This window comes from Chitinophaga eiseniae, assembly GCF_012641265.1.
In the GTDB taxonomy this organism is placed as follows: Bacteria; Bacteroidota; Bacteroidia; order Chitinophagales; family Chitinophagaceae; genus Chitinophaga; species Chitinophaga eiseniae_A.
Genome location: NZ_JABAHZ010000007.1, coordinates 99,385 through 118,807, shown reverse-complemented (window position 1 = coordinate 118,807; position 19,423 = coordinate 99,385). Strand labels below are relative to the sequence as shown.

Here is a 19,423-nt window from a genome sequence, read left to right as displayed (position 1 = left end):
TACTAATTTTAATTAAATCATTAATCTGCTTCTGCACTAGGTTAGAAATTCAGATTTAATTTCAAACCGATACTTCTGTTTGAAGGAATCTGGTATTCTTCAAAACCCAGTTGGGCCACATTATTGCCAAATCCGGTTTCCGGGTCAATATGTGCTTTGTTACTTTTATCTGTATACAGGAGTGCTACGTTCTGTGCAAACACCGATACACCGGCGCTTTTCAACCATCCCCATCTGCTGATTAGATTAGCTGGAATGTTATAGCCAAATTGTATGGTGCGAAGTTTTATATAAGTACCGTCGATGATATCGAACCTGGTTCCGGAAGAAGCTCCGTCATAAGAAAGATATTTAAAGGCATTGTCGGCCGCTACGACTTTGGTGTTCGGATTGCCACTTGCATCTACAAACTTTTTGTCGGTCAGGATATCTTTACCCAATACCACACCAGTTTCACGAATATTGCCGGCCGCAGTAAAATCTAACACACCAGTATTGGCGCCGAACATATGCGTTACGCTGAATATATCACCACCTTTTTTCATGTCGATCAGGAAGCTAAGATTGAAGTTGCGATATCTGAAGGTATTATTCACACCACCGATCCAATCGGGCACAATATTACCAATTACCTGGTCTTTCTTGAAAGAAGGTAATCCATTTGCTCCCACCACGATAGCGCCCGATTTAGGATCTGTTACATAATCAGCTCCCCTGATGATACCATAATCTTGACCAGGAATAGCTCCGATAGTAGTACCCCAGTTACGTCCTAGTTGGAACCATGGCAATTCCTCACCTGTTCTTGGGTCAGTATACAGTTTGGTTACCTTGCTGTTATTTTTTGCCCAGTTGATAGTCATATCCCAGTTAAAGCCATTGTCGCTACGCAGAATACCTAAATTCAGTTGCAGTTCCACGCCCTTACTCACAATTTCACCAGCATTAATCTGCGCAGTAGTAGCTCCTGACGCAGCGGAAACAGATATAGGCATGATCTGGTTGATTGTTCTCTTATCGTAATAAGTCGCATCCAGATTCAGCCTGTTATCAAGGAAATGTAATTCAGCACCAACTTCAACACTCTTGGCACGTTCTGGCTTCAGGTCCAGCGGCGGTAGTCTATATGACTGATGATAGAGGGTCACCCCATTGAATGTATTTGATTGAGGAACGAAAGATCTTAGAATCATGTAAGGACTTGTTCCAGAACCTACTTCGGCATAGCTCACGCGCAATTTACCATAGGTAAAGGCAGATGAGTTGCTAATTTTCAATGCGTCGCTGAAAATCCAGCTTAAGCTGGCGGAAGGATAAAAATAAGAAAGATTATTGGCTGGTAACGTAGAGTTCCAGTCGTTCCTTGCCGTCAGATCCAAATACAGCCAGTTGCGGAATCCTAATGATGCTTGTGCAAATACGCTGTTAGAGCGGAGTTGCGAAATATACATGGTATTAGACGCTGCACCTTTTGCGTTACCAATGGTGTACAGATCAGGAACAGTCAGATCGTTAGCTGTAGAAGAAACATTTTTAGTTTTTGCATCCCGGTAGTTTCCACCAACGGTATATGACAAGGAGAAATCTTTACCCAGTTTACCACCGCCGTTTGCGATCAGGTCGGCATTCACTTCATTTCCGTAAATACTCCAATCAGTAAACTGACCGCCTACGCCATATAAAAAGTTGGCGGTAGCGAGAGAGGAAGTATTTTGGGTTCTGCTTTCAGAATACCAATCGGTACCAATACGACCCATCAGGTTAAACCATTTGCTGAATTCGTATGAAACACTCGCATAACCGAATACACGGTCTTTTTTACGGGCGTTTAAGTTTCTATATAAACTCAGGAATGGGTTATCGTGATAGTTCAGGTTCCAGTTGTATGGAACACCGGTACCAGGGAATGCCGGATTAGGCATCATTTTATCCCAGTTATTTTTCAGGTCATTCATATCTATTTGGCGTCCGAACCAGCTACCTATTGACTGCATAGGGTTGAACTCATTATATCCCTGTCCTACGAGGTTGTCGTTGAGTGTTTGTACGTAGTTAGCCATGGCTTCTACTTTCAACTTATCAGTCAGGTTCTGGCTAGTGCTCAACATCGCCGAATACCTGGTTTGGTCGGTGTTGGGAACGGTACCCATCTGGCGCTGATGACTCAGTGAAAGCCTGGTGCTACCCTTGTTGGTGTTACTGGTTAATGATACGTTGTTATTGAGTGAAAATCCTGTTTTGAAGAAATTCTTCACATTGTTAGGGTGTGACACCCAGGGAGTAGCGGTTCTGTTACCATTGGCATCCAGCGGGCTGTTGTACTGCGGCAATTTCAGTCCAATATCCATTCTTGGGCCCCAGCTTTCATCCACACCATCATTTACACCGGCTCCTTGTCCATCAACATAGGCAAATCCATTTTGTAATGCCCAGTCCTGGTATGACAATGTATTAGCAGGATCTGCTGCCTTATACAGGTTATACCAGTATTCGCTACTGGTGGAACCCTGTCCGTACTTATTCTGGTATTTAGGCAGAATGTATTGTTTTTCTAAAGAAGCACCGCCAGTGTAAGAAACCCCAATGCCTTTAAAGGCAGATTTCCCGCTTTTGGTGGTGATCAGGATTACACCATTACCTGCCCTGTAACCATACAAAGCGGCTGCATTGGCGCCTTTCAGGATGGAAACGGAAGCGATGTTTTCCGGGTCAATATCATTGATACCATTACCATAATCCACAGCGGATTGCTGGTCAGTAGCACTGGGTGTAAGGGCTCCTGGTATTACCGTTGACTGTGGGTTATTGATGGGAATACCATCTACCACGATGAGTGGCGCATTGTTGGTAAAAGAGTTGTAACCACGCAATACGATGCTGACACTGGATCCCACAGCACCACCGTTGTTATTGATCTGTACACCTGCTGCCCGACCAGACAATGAGTTTAAAACATTCGTTTCATTTGTTTGGGTAAGTTCAGTTCCCTTTACTTCCTGCACAGCATATCCCAGCGCTTTCTTCTCTCTTTTAATACCCAGCGCTGTTACTACTACTTCATTGATCGTTCTGTCTGATTTTGCGAGAACGACATTCAGTGTATTACCATTTACTGTAACTTCTTTTGTTTCGTAACCGAGGCCGGAAATAACCAGTACCTGGCCCTTTTCGGCTTCCAGTTTAAAAGCACCATTCGGATCGGATACAGTACCTTTTGCCTGTCCTTTAAATTGAATGGTAACACCAAGCACAGGATCGCCGGTTGCATCGGTGATTTTACCTGTGATAAGTTTTGCTTGTCCGATGACAGTGGCTATGTATAGCACCAACATCGTTGTTAATAAAAACGATTTTCTCATATGCGGGCTGTTTTTTTTTATGTTATTTAATTGAATGATCCCGGCAGGTATAGCGACGGATTTCTTCTGAAAGCAAACCAACATTGTCAGTATCCGATTTTGGTTGAATACCGGATGCTCCTACATGGTAGGGGCATCGGGCGACAATGATGTCAGTATAAACCTTAGCTGTTGTTTTGAATGAATGCGCCGGGTGCTTTTAAACGGTTCGATTTGGTTGAATGTTAAGTATCCTGACTTTAAAATAATGCACGCAGGGACGTATATCCCAGCAACGTCGTGTTACCGGAAGTATCGTTTGCAGTATAGGGTTCAAAAATACCTGGTTGAAATGTGTCAGTGCGCGCTGCAATGACCACCCTTACAACCGCCAGCGGCATGGCAAAAAGGAATGATGTCCTTTTCATAAAAGATTCAAATTTTGGTTGAAAAAGAAAAAACTTAGTTTATTATTTATTGGCTCAATTACCTGCTTTAACTACGCTATTGTAAATATTCTTCGTAAAATATAGGGCATAGTATTCCCTATACCGTATATACTATCTACACGATTAAAACAATGATAAAAACGTACTGATCTCCGATCTTTAGGAAGCAGTATGATCGTTCTTAAGCTTCATAGCGTAATGCTATGTAACAATGGAAACGCTGTTTTTCATTGATATCAGATTTTGGTTGTATTATTAACACTTATTCCGCAATTACTTCCTATTGTATATATATCATAGCAAAACAGACTCGTCTGAGTTGGCAATGCTTCAGTTAGATTGTTGTTTCGCCTTGTGCAAATGATATCGGGTCAAGTCCAGCCGCTTGGTTTAGTATTATGTTAGTTTTAGTTCTCAATTTTTGGTAGAAGTCAATTGCAACAGTATTTTCAGTGTAACCTTTCCTGTCACAACCACAAGCAAATTAACTCGTAGATACAAACTCTCTCATAAAGCAAATTAGAATTTAGATTTTGGTTGACGTCCACAATTTAGAAAAAAAAAGAATTCAGTACTACATCCAGTTAACATTATTTTAACAGCAGATAAAAATATCTACACAACAACATGAAAATCAATTTATTGCAATAAAAAATATTTTAAAAACTTTTTTATCACTTGCCGTTTATCAAATATTGCAGCTGGAACTGAAGCATCGTTTTTTTGTTGCCGGCTATCATATCATTGCCGCTACCCACCTGCTGTGCGCCCTGGTAAATGGTTTGATGGAAACGCCCCCAGCAGGAACAGCGTGCATTTACCTTCCATTTCACATTCAGATAATACTGCCAGCCCAGGCCGTAGAGCTGAGATACCGCATTTTCATACAGCACGCTGTTTTCCGTTGCATAAATGCGGGTATCATAACTACTGGTTTTAAAACGGGCCAGGCGCCCGCTCACGGTAACAGGCATGCGCAGTAACCGGTAACTGCAATCCTGGTATATCATCCATCCCTGCTGTATTCCGGCAACTGCTGTGGCCTGATAACTGCTATATTCTATCCTGGTGCGGATGCTCAATCGCCGACCCTGTTGTATGGCTGACTGGAAACGTATATGCCTCGACGTTATATCCATTAACACCGGGATGGGATTAGCTGATTCAGGTATATTCTCTTCTGCCTGCCGGTAGTTGTATCGCAGCAGCATCGTTATTTGCCTGCCCGGTGTATAGGTTCCCTGCAGAAAAAATTCCTTCCCTCCTGAAGGTCCGCTGGACCGGTATTTCAGCCAGGGGAAACGGAAGATATCTGCATAAGCATCCAGCTTAAACCGGGAACCCACTTTTACTGTGGTGGCTGTATACAAGCCCTGCTCATTTACCGTGCGATAGCCATCTCCAAAACCATTGGCAAATAACGATTGGTATGCCTTATCATAGTACCGGTAAACAAGGGCCATATCCACGGAAGGCGCCACAGTCGTGAGTAATCCCTGCATAAAAGCTGGCTGCCCATTGTCAGCAGTTGCCAACTCTCCAAACACATGCACATTTTTCCAGCTGCCGGCATAATCGATACTGGCGGCAGCTAGCTGTTTCCCACTAAAATCAAATTGATTGTAAGGTTTACGCTCTTTTTGCCAGGCGGGTGTAAAACGATGCAACAGGAGGTTGCCACCAACTTTCCACCGGGAGCTGTTATACCGGATATTACCTCCAGCGCTTATTAGCCGCACCTGACCCCGTTTCTCTATTTCTGTGGTACTGCGATGATAACCACTACTTACCAGGCTGGAAACGGTCATTTCTTCCTGGCTGGAATCAGCACTGGGACTGGCATCGAGCTTTCGGTGCGAAGCAAAAGCAGTTACTTCCCATCGATGCCGCTGCAGGGTGATAGCCGCTCCCCTGAAGAAATAAAACTCTCCGGGCGAAGCATAAGGCCTGATCACTTCTCCTTCTCTTTTTATCTGCATCACAGCCGCTCCTTTACCAAAGGCCTGCGATTGCCAGTTGAGTAACCCCTGCCCGAGATTCACCGTATAATCGCCCAACGCCAGCGCTTTTATCCTGCGGTAATTGCGGAGAAAGAAATGGACGCTATAAAAATCAAAACCTTGCTGCTGCGCACCTTTAAAAAATGCCTCGCCTGCATCTTTCTCCATCACCATTCCCCAGCTGAGATACCGGGGGAAATTATACCGATAGCGTAACAGCAGTTTGCCCGGGCTCCCCTTGTATGCTGCGGCAGTACTATCAGTATGCAGGTATCCCCTGGCTTTTTCTAACGTACGTCCGTAGCGCATCAGCAAAGCATGATCGCCCTTCCGCAAATAATCTTTCAGTTTATAATGCGGCGACAAGTCGTTACCTACCTCCACATAAGGCAGGATACGCCGGATGATTTCCGGCTCAAATCCTGGTATCGCCTGTAGTTCATAAATGCTTAGCAGATCGCCCAGGAGCGAACGATATTGCAGGAAATTACTGATTTGCAAAGGCGTTAAGAGTCCCAGTGCCTGGAGACTGGCCTCATCAGCCGTATTCAGTTGCAGTTGGTGCCGGCGCCATGCACTCAACTGCTGCCATTGTTCATCATCTTCCGACACTGTTTCCGTACCTGCAGCCTGGTGCTCCAGGTTATTTTCCACTGCAGCAGGCATTATGTCCTCCTGTTGCTGCCCATAGGCAACAACGTGAATCCCCGCCAGCACCAGGGTTCCTATTATTCTGCGGATAGCTGCCATATCAATGCAGTTGAAGGAGTGATTCCCAGCCTGGGATGAAAGCCCGCGCCAATATCGATTCGCAGGGAACGCAGGTAAAGAATGCAGGCCGCAGTATGATAAGCCGGCCGGGACGCAAAGCCTATTTCCAGTGCCAACGCCGGGGCAATACGGTAATAGGCGGCCACCTTCATACCAGTGTCCTTACCTGCGTGCAACACCTCAGTCGACAGCAGAAAATCGCCCGATGCTTCAAATCCTGCACCTCCGATATATAGCCAGTCTCCATTCATTAATTGTTGCACCTGTAGCCCCACATGCCATTGTTCACTGATATGCCACAATATGCCACCCGCTACCGTCAGTTGGCTGGCAGTCCCCACCCCCTGCACAGTAGTGGTTTCATAGTTAAACTGTAGCCCCAGTCCTACCCTGCGCCCGAGACGACGGCCATATCCTCCGCTCAGTTGCTGCTGATGATAAGCAGTACTACCCAAACGGGTAATACTGCCTCCGAAAGCACCTGCATATACAGGAATAGCTATCATCGCCGCATACAGTGATGCCTCCTTTACCAGGAAACGATTTTCTGAGTAAATGCCGGCCGTAAGGCGCTGTATACACGACAATGCCGCGGGATCGGACCAGGCAGTAATGATCTGCTGAAAATGGCGGCTGTAAGCGCCAATACGCGTATTCTTACCTATGGGCATGAGAGCAGGTTGCCCAGATAGCCATCCTATCCACCCCATGAGTAAAAGGGTCAACATCAGTTGTTTCATATGGAAACGGGGTTTAACAAACAGTTCGTCAACAGCGGTATTATCGGGTTAACCAATGCTGTCGCGTATCATAAAGGTAGATCCTACATAGGGCAAAAGTGTTAATGAAATCTGAACAGCGTAAAATAAAATGGGAGATAAAAGCCACGCTTTTATCTCCCATCTCTTTATAACCATACCCTGCGCCGGTTAAAACAAACCGTACAGCTGTGAATCGATCTTGGAAATAATTTCTCCCAGGTCTTCATCACTCTCAGGGAATTTATTCTTATCGATATCTATAATCAACAAAGGGCCTTCTTTATATTTTTCGATCCAGTTGTTATAGTATTCGTTCAGGCGTTTCAGGTAGTCGAGGCGTATATTTTCCTCGTACTCTCTTCCTCTTTTCTGTATCTGGGCCACCAGTGTAGGCACCGACGCCTGCAGGTATATCAGCAGATCCGGCGGTTTCACCATGCTTTTCAGCGTTTCAAAGAAGTTGAAATAGTTATCAAAATCGCGCTTGGTCATCAGTCCCATTTCATAAAGATTAGGCGCAAAAATGTGCGCATCTTCATAGATGGTTCTGTCCTGTATCACCGTTTCCTTACCATTCTGTATTTCCAGCAATTGCTTTAATCTGCCGTTCAGGAAATATACCTGCAGGTTGAAAGACCAGCGGGGCATATCTTCATAAAAATCGTTCAGGTATGGGTTGTGCTCTACGTCTTCATACTGTGGATGCCACTTGTAGTGCCTGCAAAGCATTTCCGTGAGTGTAGTCTTACCAGCGCCGATATTACCGGCTATGGCGATATGTTTAATCCTGTTTTGTTTTGCCATGCGATGATAGGTGGTTAATATTGAAAATAGCTACAGTTGGCGACTTTTTCAATAATAATTTAAACCAATTAGTTTTCTCGCCTGTTGCAAAGTTTGTGCCGCATTCGCTCTGGCCTTTTCTGCACCGGCTTTCATAATTTTTCTTAAATAGTCGGTGTCCTGTTGCAAATCTTTTGCCTTTTCGCGGATAGGGGCAATAAAGTTCACCATATCTTCACCCAGCTGTTTTTTCATATCGCCAAAACGGATGGTTTGATTATCCCAGGCCGCCTCATAGAACTGTACTACATCCGGGGCTGACACTAATTTCATGAGGTCTACCAGGTTTTGTACAGATTCGGGCATCGGCGTACCCGGTGTCACCGCTGCACTATCCGTTTTTGCTTTCTTTATCTTGTTGCGGATTTTATCATCGTCATCTGCCAGGTACAGGGTGGCCATTTCATTTTCACTCTTGCTCATTTTACCGGAACCGTCCAGGCTGGGGATCCGCACCAGGCTATCGCCGTAGTTGAAGGCTTCCGGCTCAGGAAACAAGTCTGTATCATAACGGCGATTGAAACGCTGCGCAAAATTACGGGCCATTTCCAGGTGTTGTCCCTGGTCCTTACCCACCGGTACTTTTACCGCACGCTGAATTAAAATATCTACACTCATCAACACCGGATAAGTAAGCAGCCCGGCGTTTACATTCTGTGGCTGTAAACGAACCTTGTCTTTGAAAGTGGGCACTTTTTCCAGTTCCCCTACATAGGCCAGCATATTCATGAGCAGGTACAGCTCAGGAATTTCAGCGATATCGCTCTGTGCATATAACGTTACCTTTTCCGGATCAAGGCCGGAGGCAATATTTTCTGCCAGCACCCGCATTACATTGCCCTGTAAATCTTTAGGGTTGGGATGGGTAGTCAGCGAATGCCAGTCTGCTACAAAGAAGTAACAGTTAAAATCTTCCTGCATCCGGATATAATTACGGATCGCACCAAAATAGTTGCCTAAATGCAAATAACCGGTAGGGCGTATGCCGCTTACCACAATTTCTTTTTCTGTAGCCATAACAGGGCGCAATTTAAGGAAAAAGCCGAAAGCTTAAAGCAGAATCGTAGCGGATAATTTGGCAATAAAGCCCTGCTTTACACCCCCTTTTTGCTTTCTGCTTTAAGCTTTCCGCTTTTTCTGGCCGTTTATCATTAATTTTGAAACGCTATCCTTTTTGGGCGCAATAATTTATTATCTTTTGATTTAATTTGATTATGGAAGTGAACGAAGCGCTGGTGCAACAACTGGCTGATTTGGCAAGACTGGAATTTAACGACCAGGAAAAAGTGGAAATCCGTGGAGAACTGCAGCGGATGATCACTTTCGTGGAAAAGCTGAACGAACTGGATACCACTCATGTGAAGCCCCTGCTTCATCTGACAGATGATTATAATGTTTTCCGGGAAGACAGGGTTATTCCGTCTACTACCCGTGAAGAAGCCCTGCAGAACGCGCCTGCAGCTACTGAAGCATACTTCAAAGTACCGAAAATCATAAAGAAATAACCCACATGCAAAAGTCCGTCATCCATTTGGAAGGAATCAGGAAAAGTTATTTTCTCGGGAAAAATGAACTCCCAGTACTCAAAGGAGTGTCATTAGACATTTACAAGAATGAATATGTAGCACTGATGGGGCCTTCGGGCTCCGGGAAGTCGACCCTGATGAATATACTCGGCTGCCTCGATACGCCTACCGATGGAAAGTACGTACTCAGCGGACATGATGTGAGTAAAATGGAAGACAACGACCTGGCCACCGTACGCGGCAAGGAAATAGGCTTTGTGTTTCAACAGTTTAACCTCATGCCCAGGCTCACCGCCCTCGAAAATGTAGCCATTCCACTGGTATATGCTGGCGTGAGCAAAAAAGAAAGGGAAGAACGGGCCATTACTATGTTGAAAAAAGTAGGATTGGGAGAACGTTATAAACACAAGCCCAATGAGCTTTCCGGCGGACAATGCCAGCGTGTGGCCATCGCCCGGGCACTGGTCAATAATCCCTCGCTCATCCTCGCTGATGAACCTACCGGTAACCTCGACTCAAAAACTTCCGTGGAAATCATGGAAATCTTCGGCCACATCCACGCCTCCGGTAATACTGTGGTGCTGGTTACCCACGAAGAAGATATTGCAGAACACGCACGCCGCGTAATCCGCCTCCGCGATGGCGTGATAGAATCCGATCGCATCAACGAAAAAGTAGCCGTACTCTAATCTTTCCGTTACCACCCCCGGTAACGCTGTAATTCGTAATTTGCAGGACAACAATACCCATCAGACATGTCCTTCAAAATATATACAAAAACAGGCGACAAGGGGAAAACATCGCTCATAGGCGGTACCAAAGTACCCAAAAGTGATGTACGCATCGATGCCTATGGCACTGTGGACGAACTCAACTCCTACATCGGGCTGGTGAATGACTATATCGCAGATCGGGATACCAAAAACCTGCTCCGCGAAATACAGGACCGCCTCTTCACTATTGGTTCCGCCCTGGCCTGTGACCCCGACAAAGAAACCAAACTGAAAATACCAGACCTGCACGAGGCCGATATTACCCTGCTGGAAAAAAGTATCGACCAGATGAACGACGAACTGCCCGTCATGAAATCATTCATCCTGCCCGGAGGCCACGTGGCCGTATCTACCTGCCATATTGCCCGCTGCGTTTGCCGCCGCACCGAACGACTCTGTGTAGGCATGCAGGAACACGATATGTTCATAGAACCCCTGGTACTGAAATATATCAACCGCCTCAGCGACTACCTTTTCGTACTCGCTAGATGGGTAGGATTCAGACTTGGCGTAGATGAAATTCCCTGGAAACCCCGGGTATAGAAAAATCCTTAAATTCGCTTCATGTTTACAGGAATTATAGAAACACTAGCAGAAGTGGTATCCACTAAAAAAGAAGGTGGAAATCTCTTAATCACCATACAAACACCGCTGGCAGGGGAATTGAAAATAGATCAGAGCGTAGCTCACAACGGTGTTTGCCTTACAGTTACCGGCATACAGGGCAATACCTACGAAACAGTGGCCGTAGCTGAAACCCTGCAAAAAACCAATCTCGGGCAACTCGCACCTACCCAGTTCGTTAACCTGGAAAGAGCCATGGTATTTAACGGCCGCATCGACGGACACCTAGTACAAGGCCATGTGGACAGTGTAGGCGAATGCATATCGGTAAAAGAACAGGATGGCAGTTGGCTCTATCGCTTTCGTTATCCGAAGGAATTTGCCGCCCTCATCGTAGACAAAGGGAGTATCTGCATGAATGGCATCAGTCTCACTGTTTTTGATGTATCCAACGATGAGTTTTCTGTGGCCATTATTCCATACACCTACGAACATACCAACGTATCTAAAATAAAAACCGGACACCTGGTAAACCTGGAATTTGATATTCTCGGGAAATATGTTGCCAGGCAATTAGCCGTAAGAAACTAATGCCCGGCCTTTTACAGGATCCGTTATACTGATTCAAACACAAAAGCCCACAGCAGAATGCTAAAATCTTTCCTGCTCTGCTTTGTATGCATCCTATCCCTGCTGGCAAACGCCCAACAGGCCCAGGTAGTGCGAATTACAGGCAGCTACGATCCTAATGCAGTAACAGAACTCTATAACGTTACGCCCATTGGTATTCAATTTTTTATGAGCGATAGCAGTAGCCGGCAAACCGCCGGCTACCTGCAGGGCAACTACCGCTGGAATAAGCTGAATATCAGCAGCAGCAACGGCAGCATCCGCAATGGCGTACTATATTTTAACAGGCCTCAGCTGATAAAGGATAATTATCGTATTACCCTCACCGTTAGTACCGACGATCATTCACCCCTCCAAACCACTCTTACTTTACCGCATATCGTCGGGATACGCTTTAACCATTATGCCGACAGTGTTAAACGCGATATCCGTTTCTATCTCAATGTGGAAGGAAAGTTCAGCAGTGGCAAAGTGCTGCCCCTGGACACCTCCGCCCTCAGGTTTGCCGCCTCTACAGGCACTATCATCGGGCAAGATCTGCTACTCGAAAAAAATGATTCTGCTAAAACAGTTACAGTAGAAGCCTGGTATAAACACAACAATCAAATGTACCTGCGGTCCGTTATTCCCGTTAAACAGGCGCCAGACAATGATGCCGGCATCATAAAAAGCCTGCCGGAATTAAATAATAACCGAAAGAGGAAAAGACAATAATCAAATCAACATACGGGATTTCAGTTCCAGGTATTTATTGACTACGTTCAGGGTTAAATGTTCCGGTGTACTTAACAATGACATAATACCATACTTCGCCAGCTCTTTTACGATGAGCTTCTTATCATAGGCAAATTTCTGGGCAATGGTCTGCTTATAAATATCTTCCATATCGTGGGCCTGCATCTCTGTCACCTTCTTTATCTCCGTATTCTCAAAAAACACCACCAGTAAAAGATGATAACGGGCCAGCCGGCGAAGGTACGGTAACTGCCGTTGCAGGCTCGACATAGATTCAAAGTTGGTATATAACATTAATAGAGAACGGGTAGATAAATTACTACGTAGCTGTACACTTAATGCCTCGTAATCACTCTCCTGCCAATGCGTTTCCTGGGAATAGAGCGTTTCGAGTATCTTATTTACCTGTACCCTTTTATTACTGGCAGCCAATGTTTCTACCTTATTTTCTGTAAAGGTGATTACGCCGGCCCTATCTCCTTTATTAATCGCCACATTGCTGAATACCAGGGAAGCGTTAATAGCGTAATCCAGCAGGGATAAGCCATTAAAAGGCATCTTCATGGCACGTCCTTTATCAATAACGGAATACACTTGTTGGGACCTCTCTTCTACATAATTATTCACCATCAGGTTACCGCTGCGGGCAGATGCTTTCCAGTTAAGCATCCGCACATCGTCGCCCTTAGTATAAGGCTTAATATGGTCAAACTCCATACTATGCCCTATCACCCGCCGTTTATGGACGCCCAGTTCATTCAACCGGTTCATATAACCGTACAATTCAAAATGCCGCAACTGGTGGAAACTGGGATACACACGGACTACTTGCTCATTATTAAAAACAAAACGCCTGTTTACCATTCCCAATGCACTCCTGATAAATACATTGGTGTACCCGAAATTATACACGCCTCTTTCCACCGGCCTTAGTACATACCGGAAAGTATAGTGTTCGCCCGCACTTACCTTCGCTTTCTGCAAGAAGTTACGGTCCTGGAACTGGAAAGGCAACTCTTCAATCACCGATACAAATACCGGGTAGGGATACCGGTTATGGAATTTCAATAACACTTCATTGTCGTCGCCATTGCTGAAACGCGCGCTGGCAATACGTTCCAGCGAAACGATATCGACAGGCCGAAACACCAGTAAGATCATGTCCAGCAAAAGCAATCCCGCCAGTACAATAACTGCTTCAATAGCAATATTGTACAACTGCGGAATAAAAAACGCAATGATAAATAACAGGATATTTCCGCCTAACAACAAGTATAACCGGTTAGTAAAAAAGAGTACCTGGTATAAATTATTTTTTACGGTTGCTGACATATTTCTTTTTAACGTTTGGCTTATCTCGGTATTTCTATCATCTTCAGTATCTGCGCAATGACATCATCTGTTTTAATGCCTTCCATTTCCTTTTCCGGCGTTAATATAATACGGTGACGCAATACGTGCGGTACCATTTCCACCACATCATCAGGAATGACAAAATCCCTGTTTTTCATTGCTGCTGACGCTTTGGCACAGTTCATAACAGCAATGGACGCACGTGGAGAAGCTCCCAGGTACAGGGAAGAATTCATGCGTGTTTCATTGATAATAGCAGCGATATAATGAAACAGCTTATCATCTACCATCACCTGTCTCACCATATTCTGGTATTCGATGACCTGGGTGGTAGTCACCACCTTACTGATAATTTTAGTAAGATCTGTTTCGCCATTGAACTGATGCATACTACGCAACACCGCTACTTCTTCGTCCAGGTTGGGATACTTTACTTCTATTTTGAAAAGAAAACGATCCAGCTGGGCTTCTGGCAGGCGGTAAGTTCCCTCCTGCTCAATGGGGTTTTGGGTAGCTATTACCATAAATGGCCGGTCCAATGCCCAGGTAGCCCCATCGTTGGTAATTTGTCTTTCTTCCATCACTTCAAACAGGGCCGACTGCGTCTTGGCAGGAGCCCGGTTGATCTCATCGATCAATATGAGGTTACCGAATATCGGACCTTTCTTATATTCAAACTCCCGGGTTTGCGGGTTAAACACGGATGTACCCAACACATCTGCCGGCATCAGATCCGGTGTAAACTGAATACGGCTGAAATCAGCATCCACGCATTGCGCCAGTAGCTTGGCCGTCATGGTTTTAGCTACGCCCGGAACACCTTCTATCAACACATGCCCCTGCGTAAGCAATCCTGCAATCAGCAGATCTACCATTTGATGCTGTCCTACTATTACTTTTCCTATTTGCTCCCGGATAGCCTCCACACCTTCATGTAAGGCTGAAAAATCAGTCCTGGGTTGGAATGTATTGATGTCCATTATTTTGTATTTAAATAAAACAGTTGAATGCGTTTATAAAATTCCTGCAGGTATTCATCGCTCACGTGCTGTTCCAGTTGTATGTGACTAATCATCTGCAACAACAGCCGGATATCCGATTCAGCAATAGCCGACTTTTTCGACAAGGTGGTTACAAACTCCTCGTTCAGCACGTTGGTATCCATGTAGTAACGGGAACGTATATACTCTAACAGGTGAACAATCATCTTATGCGCCAGGTTATGGTTGTCGTGCCGTTGATAATACAGCTGACCGATGGCATCTACAAACTCCAGCGAAGTATTGTTCAGCGCCGGTTTATCAGGAATAATCCTTTGCCGCCGTTTACTCTCAAATACTACATAGAGTAACAGCAGCAAAATGCTGAGCCATAATGCCCAACGCATAGCCGGGTAACGCATCAGTACCTGCCATTCGCTGAAATCGCCCGACTGTGCGCTATGCTGATGGCTATAAAAATCGTCCCAGTAAACATTGTCGGCGTAGTCCTTCAGGTAGGATAGCTGCGTTTCCAATGCGTTTACATTCTGCTGGTGCAGTAAAAAATAATTGGTAAAAGTATACGGGTTTAACAACAGGTAAATATAACCACGACTGTAGGCAACACGTATAAAGTTCGGCTTGTTTTTATAGTTGGTGCCCAGCACTGTCGTAATACTACTGTCGATGGACGAAAAATAATTACCGGCCACCATCCCTTTATAGGTAAAGCTGGTATCCAGAGGAACAGACGCGTCTGTATAACGCTGTACCCATCCTACCTGCTGTTGCTGGAAACTACTACTTTCCGTCACTGCAAATTTCAATTGCTGGGCCAGGACCGGATCCGGATTGTTGACTGCAATAAATAACTCATTACCAGGAGCTACATATTGCAACATAGCATCGATGTCTTTTTCTGTGGTAAACATATTATCTGACACCAGGATATACACATTGCCATTATGTGCCAACTCCTTTTCTTTACTATAAGTACGGGCAAAAGACTTCGTAACTACCTGTACAGCATGATAGGCAAACAACTGAGGTAATAGCTTAAATGCAGCATAAGCACCTCCGGCTTTTTTATCCTTACTGGAAAAAGTAGACCAGCTCATATCGGTCGATTGCTCCACCGACTGCTTTTTGCGGCTTCCGCCCACAAACAGCAGTACTGCTGCCAGCAGCACCACTATGCCAACGATAATATAAATAGGTTTATTCTTCACCAGCTTTTTCCAATTGCGTTATTAAAATCCCTGAACTCCTGGTTCATACTCCTGAAATTTGCTTCACTTACATTAAAGCCGCCATACCAGATATATTCATAGTCGAGTGTGAGCGCCGCAAACTTTTTGTAATGCGTAGAGTTCCTCATCTCACGCAGGTAGTCGTTGTTTGTTTTATCGCGTAGCAGCACCAGTAATTGTTTTTCCGACAGTTGAAATAAAGTATAGAGATACCACCAGCGTATAGCCTGCCTGGTATCACCGGCGGCAATGGCAGCCTTTATTTTCCCTTCATATTCAGCGGCATCCTGCAGCGACTCATCGGCAGCATCCGGTAAGCCGCCTTTAGGCGCAGGCTTCCTGAATATACTCAGGCCGTTGCTTTGCATAAAGCGGAAAATAAGATAGGCCAGCCCCAATAGCAATAAACCCATAATAATATATCGGCCTGCAGATATAACGCGAAACAGCGTTTCCAGTATCTGTATAAACCAGGGAGCGGCTCTGGGAGGTGCTGCTTTGGGGTCGTGGTACTGGAGCCATTTATCCGCCTTTAATTCGTTGACAGAAGATGCCGCTACTTGTCTCCGCTGATAAACAACCGGTTCATCTACATATTGCCCCGCGGCTGTATCACTCATTATAGAAGGATCAACGGTATCCGGCACCTCTGCGCGCGCCGCGTTAACAGTACTATCGTATTGTGCCTTGCCCTGCAATGGTAAACAAAGCAGGAACAGCAAACAGCTTTTAATCAGGAAATGCTTACTCATAATACCGGCGGGATTACTTTTCCTTCTGTACTTAAGCGATACCCTTGCTTATGCAGATATATAGGGTAAAAAATAAAATAGCCCAATATAAAAGCCAGTGAGCCGATGAGGATAGAAAGGCTTAACGTCAAAGGCATTGAAGTATGGCGGGTTACAAAGCTTTCCAGGAATGCAGCCACAATAAATACAGGAACTAATGTTACCATGGTTTTTATACCATCTTTTGCTCCCTTTCGTAAGGAATCCAATCTTTTCCTGGTACCGGGGAATAATATACTTTTTGCGAGGATCAACCCGGCGCAACCGGCAATTACGATACTCGATATTTCCAGCGTGCCGTGAATCCATATCACCAGCACTGACTTCCAGCCAAGGCCATGTGCAAAAAACAGGTATTGGAAAACGCCCAGCATCACCCCATTTGTCAGCAGCAGGTATAAAGTATATACGCCTAAAAAAATGCCTCCAACAAAACAGGAAAAGGCCACGTAAATATTATTAAAGGCAATACTGAGAAACATTACTACCGGGTTGTTGTCTTTATATACGCCAAACGGGTCGTTGTTCGCAATATTCCGCTCCGTCATATTTACATACTCATCTCCCAGTACGCCACGGACAAAAGTTTCATCGTGCGCCGATGAAAAAGCACCGATGGCGGCAAAAAGCACAAAGAAGCATAAGGTGAATAATAATAAGCGATGATACCGGCGAAATAACAGCGGCAGCTCATATTTAAAGAATAGCTGGAACCGGCCTACATCTTCGCGGCGATGGCGGTAAATACCCTGGTAAATAGCCGCTGCGAGCCCATTGATATAACGGGTTACTTTACTGAAGCTATAAAAAGTCTTGGCGTAAGACAGGTCATCCAATACAGACACAAATCTTTCCGCCATTTCATCAGGGTCATCTGTGGGTTCCTCCTGGTACTGTTTCCATCGGGACAAATTTTTTTTGATAAACAGCGATTCTCTCATAATGAGTTTTCTTCACTTTAAATACAGATATTACCTACAGTAATAGGCTACTAATGGGGAATACCAGCAAACATACTAAATCGTTCAACAAAATATAAACAAATATGTAAATTTGAATATGGCCGATATAAAAATACCAACTTCCTTTAATATAGACCTTGAATTTGAGTCGGCGGACATCATGAAAAGGTTTTTAGCCTGGCTGATCGATTTTGCCATACGCGCCGGTTATATACTGGTAGTATATATGGCGTTGTTGTCTTTCCGTCCAAATTGGTCGGGCTTTGACGTACTGTTTTTTCTCCTGGTGCTATTCCCGGTAGTACTCTATTTTCCTATTATGGAAATCAGTATGCATGGGAAAACACCCGGAAAAAAGATCACCCAGTTACAGGTAGTCAGTATGATGGGTAATCCACCCAGCATAAGCCAGCACCTGATCAGGTGGATATTCCGGTTGGTGGAATCGCCCCTGGGCGCTTTTGCGTTGGTGCCGGTGATTGTGCCTACGGTAGCCATTGTGCGTACCCCTTACAATCAACGGCTGGGAGATATTGTAGCAGGTACCATTGTGATTAGTACCAAGAGAAAAGGCAGCATTGAAGACACCATCTTCCGGGATATGTCAAATACAGACTATCAACCCCAGTTTCCGCAGATTATGAAACTGAGCGACCGGGATATGAACAAAGTGAAGGACCTGCTGGATCGTGCGTTGAAAGCGAATGATGACGTGCTGGCCTCCAGGGTGGCTCACCGGGTAAAGGAGGTATTACATATAGAAACAGCACTCTCCGATACACATTTCCTGGAAACGGTATTGAACGATTATAATTATTATACAACGAAGGAGCACTAATAAGAAAGCGAATGACTAACATCATTCGCTTTCTTATTAGAAGTATTATCTATTGCAGCTTTTGGCCAATGGAACTCAGGTCACCTGTTATACTACGGGTAGGATCGCCGGCAGGGCCTTTATACGTGATGGTGCGATCGAATGCCAGGATGGGGTAGAAAACAATGCCCAGGAAGATCAGGCCGATAGTAAACCCTTCCGATTTCCCAAAGCTCTTACTGAGCAGGTTGGTTAGCCAGATAGCAATCACGAAGTTTACACCAGGAATGAGGAAAAGGAGCAGCCACCACCCTGGTTTCCCAACAATCTGCGTCAATACGTACAGGTTGTAGATGGGGATAATTGCTTTCCATCCTTCCTGGCCGGCTTTGGTAAAAATTTTCCACATACAGACAATCATGAATACGCTGACTACCAGCCAGAACATGAGAAAAGCGCCGCCGAAAATGGCTCCGAATGCATTTTGACTTTCATACGTAGTTTCCATAAAATGTTTATTGTTTTTTTAGGATTAAGAAATAAAATCAGTGGTTCACTTGCTATTTATATGATATATAATATGAATTGATAAAAGGGTCGGATTTAACAAGAAAAGAAACAGCGAATACACCCTTTTAAAAAAAAATTAAACTTTCTACCGGCTAATATTTGGAGATTCAACACATTATATTACCTTTGCAACCGGCAAGTCTTATACGACCAGCTCCTACTGAACTCCCCCAGGACAGGAATGTAGCAAGGGTAGGTGGTTGTAGCGGTGCGATATAAGTAACTTGCCTTTTTTTTCTTTTTTTATTGTCATTAGTTGCTCGTCAATAGTATCTGGTTGCTATTTTCTCCACTTCCTCCACTAATGACA

General features: G+C 44.8%; 18 protein-coding genes and 1 other RNA gene. 7 read left to right on the top strand and 12 right to left on the bottom strand.

Going from position 1 to position 19,423, the window contains the following annotated elements; genetic code table 11:
• Nucleotides 1–41: 41 nt before the first annotated feature.
• The 6 genes from HGH91_RS24795 to trpS all read right to left on the bottom strand — a co-directional run bounded on the left by HGH91_RS24795 (nt 42) and on the right by trpS (nt 9,179).
• Nucleotides 42–3,359, bottom strand: a complete 3,318-nt coding sequence (locus tag HGH91_RS24795) for a SusC/RagA family TonB-linked outer membrane protein (RefSeq protein WP_168741591.1) — start codon at nt 3,357–3,359, stop codon at nt 42–44.
• Between the two features lie 239 nt (nt 3,360–3,598).
• Nucleotides 3,599–3,766, bottom strand: a complete 168-nt coding sequence (locus HGH91_RS24790; protein WP_168741590.1) for a hypothetical protein — start codon at nt 3,764–3,766, stop codon at nt 3,599–3,601.
• Between the two features lie 695 nt (nt 3,767–4,461).
• Nucleotides 4,462–6,537, bottom strand: coding sequence for a ComEA family DNA-binding protein (locus HGH91_RS24785; protein WP_168741589.1), 2,076 nt, complete (start codon nt 6,535–6,537; stop codon nt 4,462–4,464).
• On the bottom strand, nt 6,516–7,298 hold the full coding sequence (locus tag HGH91_RS24780) for a hypothetical protein (protein WP_168741588.1): 783 nt from the start codon (nt 7,296–7,298) through the stop codon (nt 6,516–6,518). The genes HGH91_RS24785 and HGH91_RS24780 overlap by 22 nt, the downstream gene beginning before the upstream one ends.
• Nucleotides 7,299–7,487: 189 nt before the next feature.
• Entirely contained in the window at nt 7,488–8,123 is a 636-nt protein-coding gene (locus tag HGH91_RS24775) for a deoxynucleoside kinase (protein ID WP_145672445.1), read from the bottom strand.
• A 48-nt stretch (nt 8,124–8,171) separates the two neighbouring features.
• Nucleotides 8,172–9,179, bottom strand: a complete 1,008-nt coding sequence (gene trpS, locus HGH91_RS24770; protein WP_168741587.1) for a tryptophan--tRNA ligase — start codon at nt 9,177–9,179, stop codon at nt 8,172–8,174.
• Nucleotides 9,180–9,376: 197 nt separating this feature from the next.
• On the opposite strand from trpS, the gene gatC reads away from it, so the two are divergent.
• From gatC to HGH91_RS24745, 5 genes are all read left to right on the top strand, one after another.
• Complete coding sequence (gene gatC / locus HGH91_RS24765) at nt 9,377–9,667, top strand: Asp-tRNA(Asn)/Glu-tRNA(Gln) amidotransferase subunit GatC (RefSeq protein ID WP_168741586.1); 291 nt, start codon at nt 9,377–9,379, stop codon at nt 9,665–9,667.
• 5 nt (nt 9,668–9,672) lie between these two features.
• Nucleotides 9,673–10,377, top strand: a complete 705-nt coding sequence (locus HGH91_RS24760; protein WP_168741585.1) for an ABC transporter ATP-binding protein — start codon at nt 9,673–9,675, stop codon at nt 10,375–10,377.
• Nucleotides 10,378–10,443: 66 nt separating this feature from the next.
• A complete protein-coding gene (locus tag HGH91_RS24755) occupies nt 10,444–11,004 on the top strand; it encodes a cob(I)yrinic acid a,c-diamide adenosyltransferase (protein ID WP_168741584.1) in 561 nt (186 codons plus the stop codon).
• A 21-nt stretch (nt 11,005–11,025) separates the two neighbouring features.
• Nucleotides 11,026–11,616: a riboflavin synthase gene (locus HGH91_RS24750; RefSeq protein WP_168741583.1), complete on the top strand. Its 591-nt coding sequence runs from the start codon at nt 11,026–11,028 to the stop codon at nt 11,614–11,616.
• Between the two features lie 57 nt (nt 11,617–11,673).
• The gene (locus tag HGH91_RS24745) at nt 11,674–12,369 is read left to right on the top strand and encodes a hypothetical protein (protein ID WP_168741582.1); all 696 of its coding nucleotides are present in this window, start codon (nt 11,674–11,676) and stop codon (nt 12,367–12,369) included.
• Here HGH91_RS24745 and HGH91_RS24740 read toward each other — a convergent pair whose 3' ends face one another.
• From HGH91_RS24740 to HGH91_RS24720, 5 genes are read right to left on the bottom strand one after another with little or no spacing between them, the layout of a single operon-like run.
• Nucleotides 12,370–13,722 carry a DUF58 domain-containing protein gene (locus HGH91_RS24740; RefSeq protein WP_168741581.1) on the bottom strand — a complete coding sequence of 451 codons (1,353 nt, stop codon included), beginning with the start codon at nt 13,720–13,722 and terminating at the stop codon, nt 12,370–12,372. It lies immediately after the preceding gene.
• A gap of 20 nt (nt 13,723–13,742) precedes the next feature.
• The gene (locus tag HGH91_RS24735) at nt 13,743–14,723 is read right to left on the bottom strand and encodes an AAA family ATPase (RefSeq protein WP_168741580.1); all 981 of its coding nucleotides are present in this window, start codon (nt 14,721–14,723) and stop codon (nt 13,743–13,745) included.
• On the bottom strand, nt 14,723–15,952 hold the full coding sequence (locus tag HGH91_RS24730) for a DUF4350 domain-containing protein (RefSeq protein ID WP_168741579.1): 1,230 nt from the start codon (nt 15,950–15,952) through the stop codon (nt 14,723–14,725). The genes HGH91_RS24735 and HGH91_RS24730 overlap by 1 nt, the downstream gene beginning before the upstream one ends.
• A complete protein-coding gene (locus tag HGH91_RS24725) occupies nt 15,949–16,725 on the bottom strand; it encodes a DUF4129 domain-containing protein (RefSeq protein ID WP_168741578.1) in 777 nt (258 codons plus the stop codon). The genes HGH91_RS24730 and HGH91_RS24725 overlap by 4 nt, the downstream gene beginning before the upstream one ends.
• On the bottom strand, nt 16,722–17,675 hold the full coding sequence (locus HGH91_RS24720) for a stage II sporulation protein M (RefSeq protein WP_247651839.1): 954 nt from the start codon (nt 17,673–17,675) through the stop codon (nt 16,722–16,724). Before HGH91_RS24720 ends, HGH91_RS24725 begins: the two co-directional genes overlap by 4 nt.
• 211 nt (nt 17,676–17,886) lie before the next feature.
• Here HGH91_RS24720 and HGH91_RS24715 point away from each other — a divergent pair, with 211 nt between their 5' ends.
• Nucleotides 17,887–18,564, top strand: coding sequence for an RDD family protein (locus HGH91_RS24715; RefSeq protein WP_168741576.1), 678 nt, complete (start codon nt 17,887–17,889; stop codon nt 18,562–18,564).
• Between the two features lie 49 nt (nt 18,565–18,613).
• On the opposite strand, the gene HGH91_RS24710 is transcribed toward HGH91_RS24715, so the two are convergent.
• The gene (locus HGH91_RS24710) at nt 18,614–19,051 is read right to left on the bottom strand and encodes a DUF5684 domain-containing protein (RefSeq protein ID WP_247651838.1); all 438 of its coding nucleotides are present in this window, start codon (nt 19,049–19,051) and stop codon (nt 18,614–18,616) included.
• A gap of 195 nt (nt 19,052–19,246) precedes the next feature.
• Here HGH91_RS24710 and ffs point away from each other — a divergent pair.
• Nucleotides 19,247–19,346: signal recognition particle sRNA small type (gene ffs / locus HGH91_RS24705), an RNA gene on the top strand.
• Nucleotides 19,347–19,423: the final 77 nt, after the last annotated feature.

What these genes read in the sequence shown, in the direction of transcription:
- HGH91_RS24795 (WP_168741591.1), bottom strand. Translation starts at nt 3,359, where the DNA reads ATGAGAAAATCGTTTTTATTAACAACGATGTTGGTGCTATACATAGCC.
- HGH91_RS24790 (WP_168741590.1), bottom strand. Translation starts at nt 3,766, where the DNA reads ATGAAAAGGACATCATTCCTTTTTGCCATGCCGCTGGCGGTTGTAAGG.
- HGH91_RS24785 (WP_168741589.1), bottom strand. Translation starts at nt 6,537, where the DNA reads ATGGCAGCTATCCGCAGAATAATAGGAACCCTGGTGCTGGCGGGGATT.
- HGH91_RS24780 (WP_168741588.1), bottom strand. Translation starts at nt 7,298, where the DNA reads ATGAAACAACTGATGTTGACCCTTTTACTCATGGGGTGGATAGGATGG.
- HGH91_RS24775 (WP_145672445.1), bottom strand. Translation starts at nt 8,123, where the DNA reads ATGGCAAAACAAAACAGGATTAAACATATCGCCATAGCCGGTAATATC.
- trpS (WP_168741587.1), bottom strand. Translation starts at nt 9,179, where the DNA reads ATGGCTACAGAAAAAGAAATTGTGGTAAGCGGCATACGCCCTACCGGT.
- gatC (WP_168741586.1), top strand. Translation starts at nt 9,377, where the DNA reads ATGGAAGTGAACGAAGCGCTGGTGCAACAACTGGCTGATTTGGCAAGA.
- HGH91_RS24760 (WP_168741585.1), top strand. Translation starts at nt 9,673, where the DNA reads ATGCAAAAGTCCGTCATCCATTTGGAAGGAATCAGGAAAAGTTATTTT.
- HGH91_RS24755 (WP_168741584.1), top strand. Translation starts at nt 10,444, where the DNA reads ATGTCCTTCAAAATATATACAAAAACAGGCGACAAGGGGAAAACATCG.
- HGH91_RS24750 (WP_168741583.1), top strand. Translation starts at nt 11,026, where the DNA reads ATGTTTACAGGAATTATAGAAACACTAGCAGAAGTGGTATCCACTAAA.
- HGH91_RS24745 (WP_168741582.1), top strand. Translation starts at nt 11,674, where the DNA reads ATGCTAAAATCTTTCCTGCTCTGCTTTGTATGCATCCTATCCCTGCTG.
- HGH91_RS24740 (WP_168741581.1), bottom strand. Translation starts at nt 13,722, where the DNA reads ATGTCAGCAACCGTAAAAAATAATTTATACCAGGTACTCTTTTTTACT.
- HGH91_RS24735 (WP_168741580.1), bottom strand. Translation starts at nt 14,723, where the DNA reads ATGGACATCAATACATTCCAACCCAGGACTGATTTTTCAGCCTTACAT.
- HGH91_RS24725 (WP_168741578.1), bottom strand. Translation starts at nt 16,725, where the DNA reads ATGAGTAAGCATTTCCTGATTAAAAGCTGTTTGCTGTTCCTGCTTTGT.
- HGH91_RS24715 (WP_168741576.1), top strand. Translation starts at nt 17,887, where the DNA reads ATGAAAAGGTTTTTAGCCTGGCTGATCGATTTTGCCATACGCGCCGGT.
- HGH91_RS24710 (WP_247651838.1), bottom strand. Translation starts at nt 19,051, where the DNA reads ATGGAAACTACGTATGAAAGTCAAAATGCATTCGGAGCCATTTTCGGC.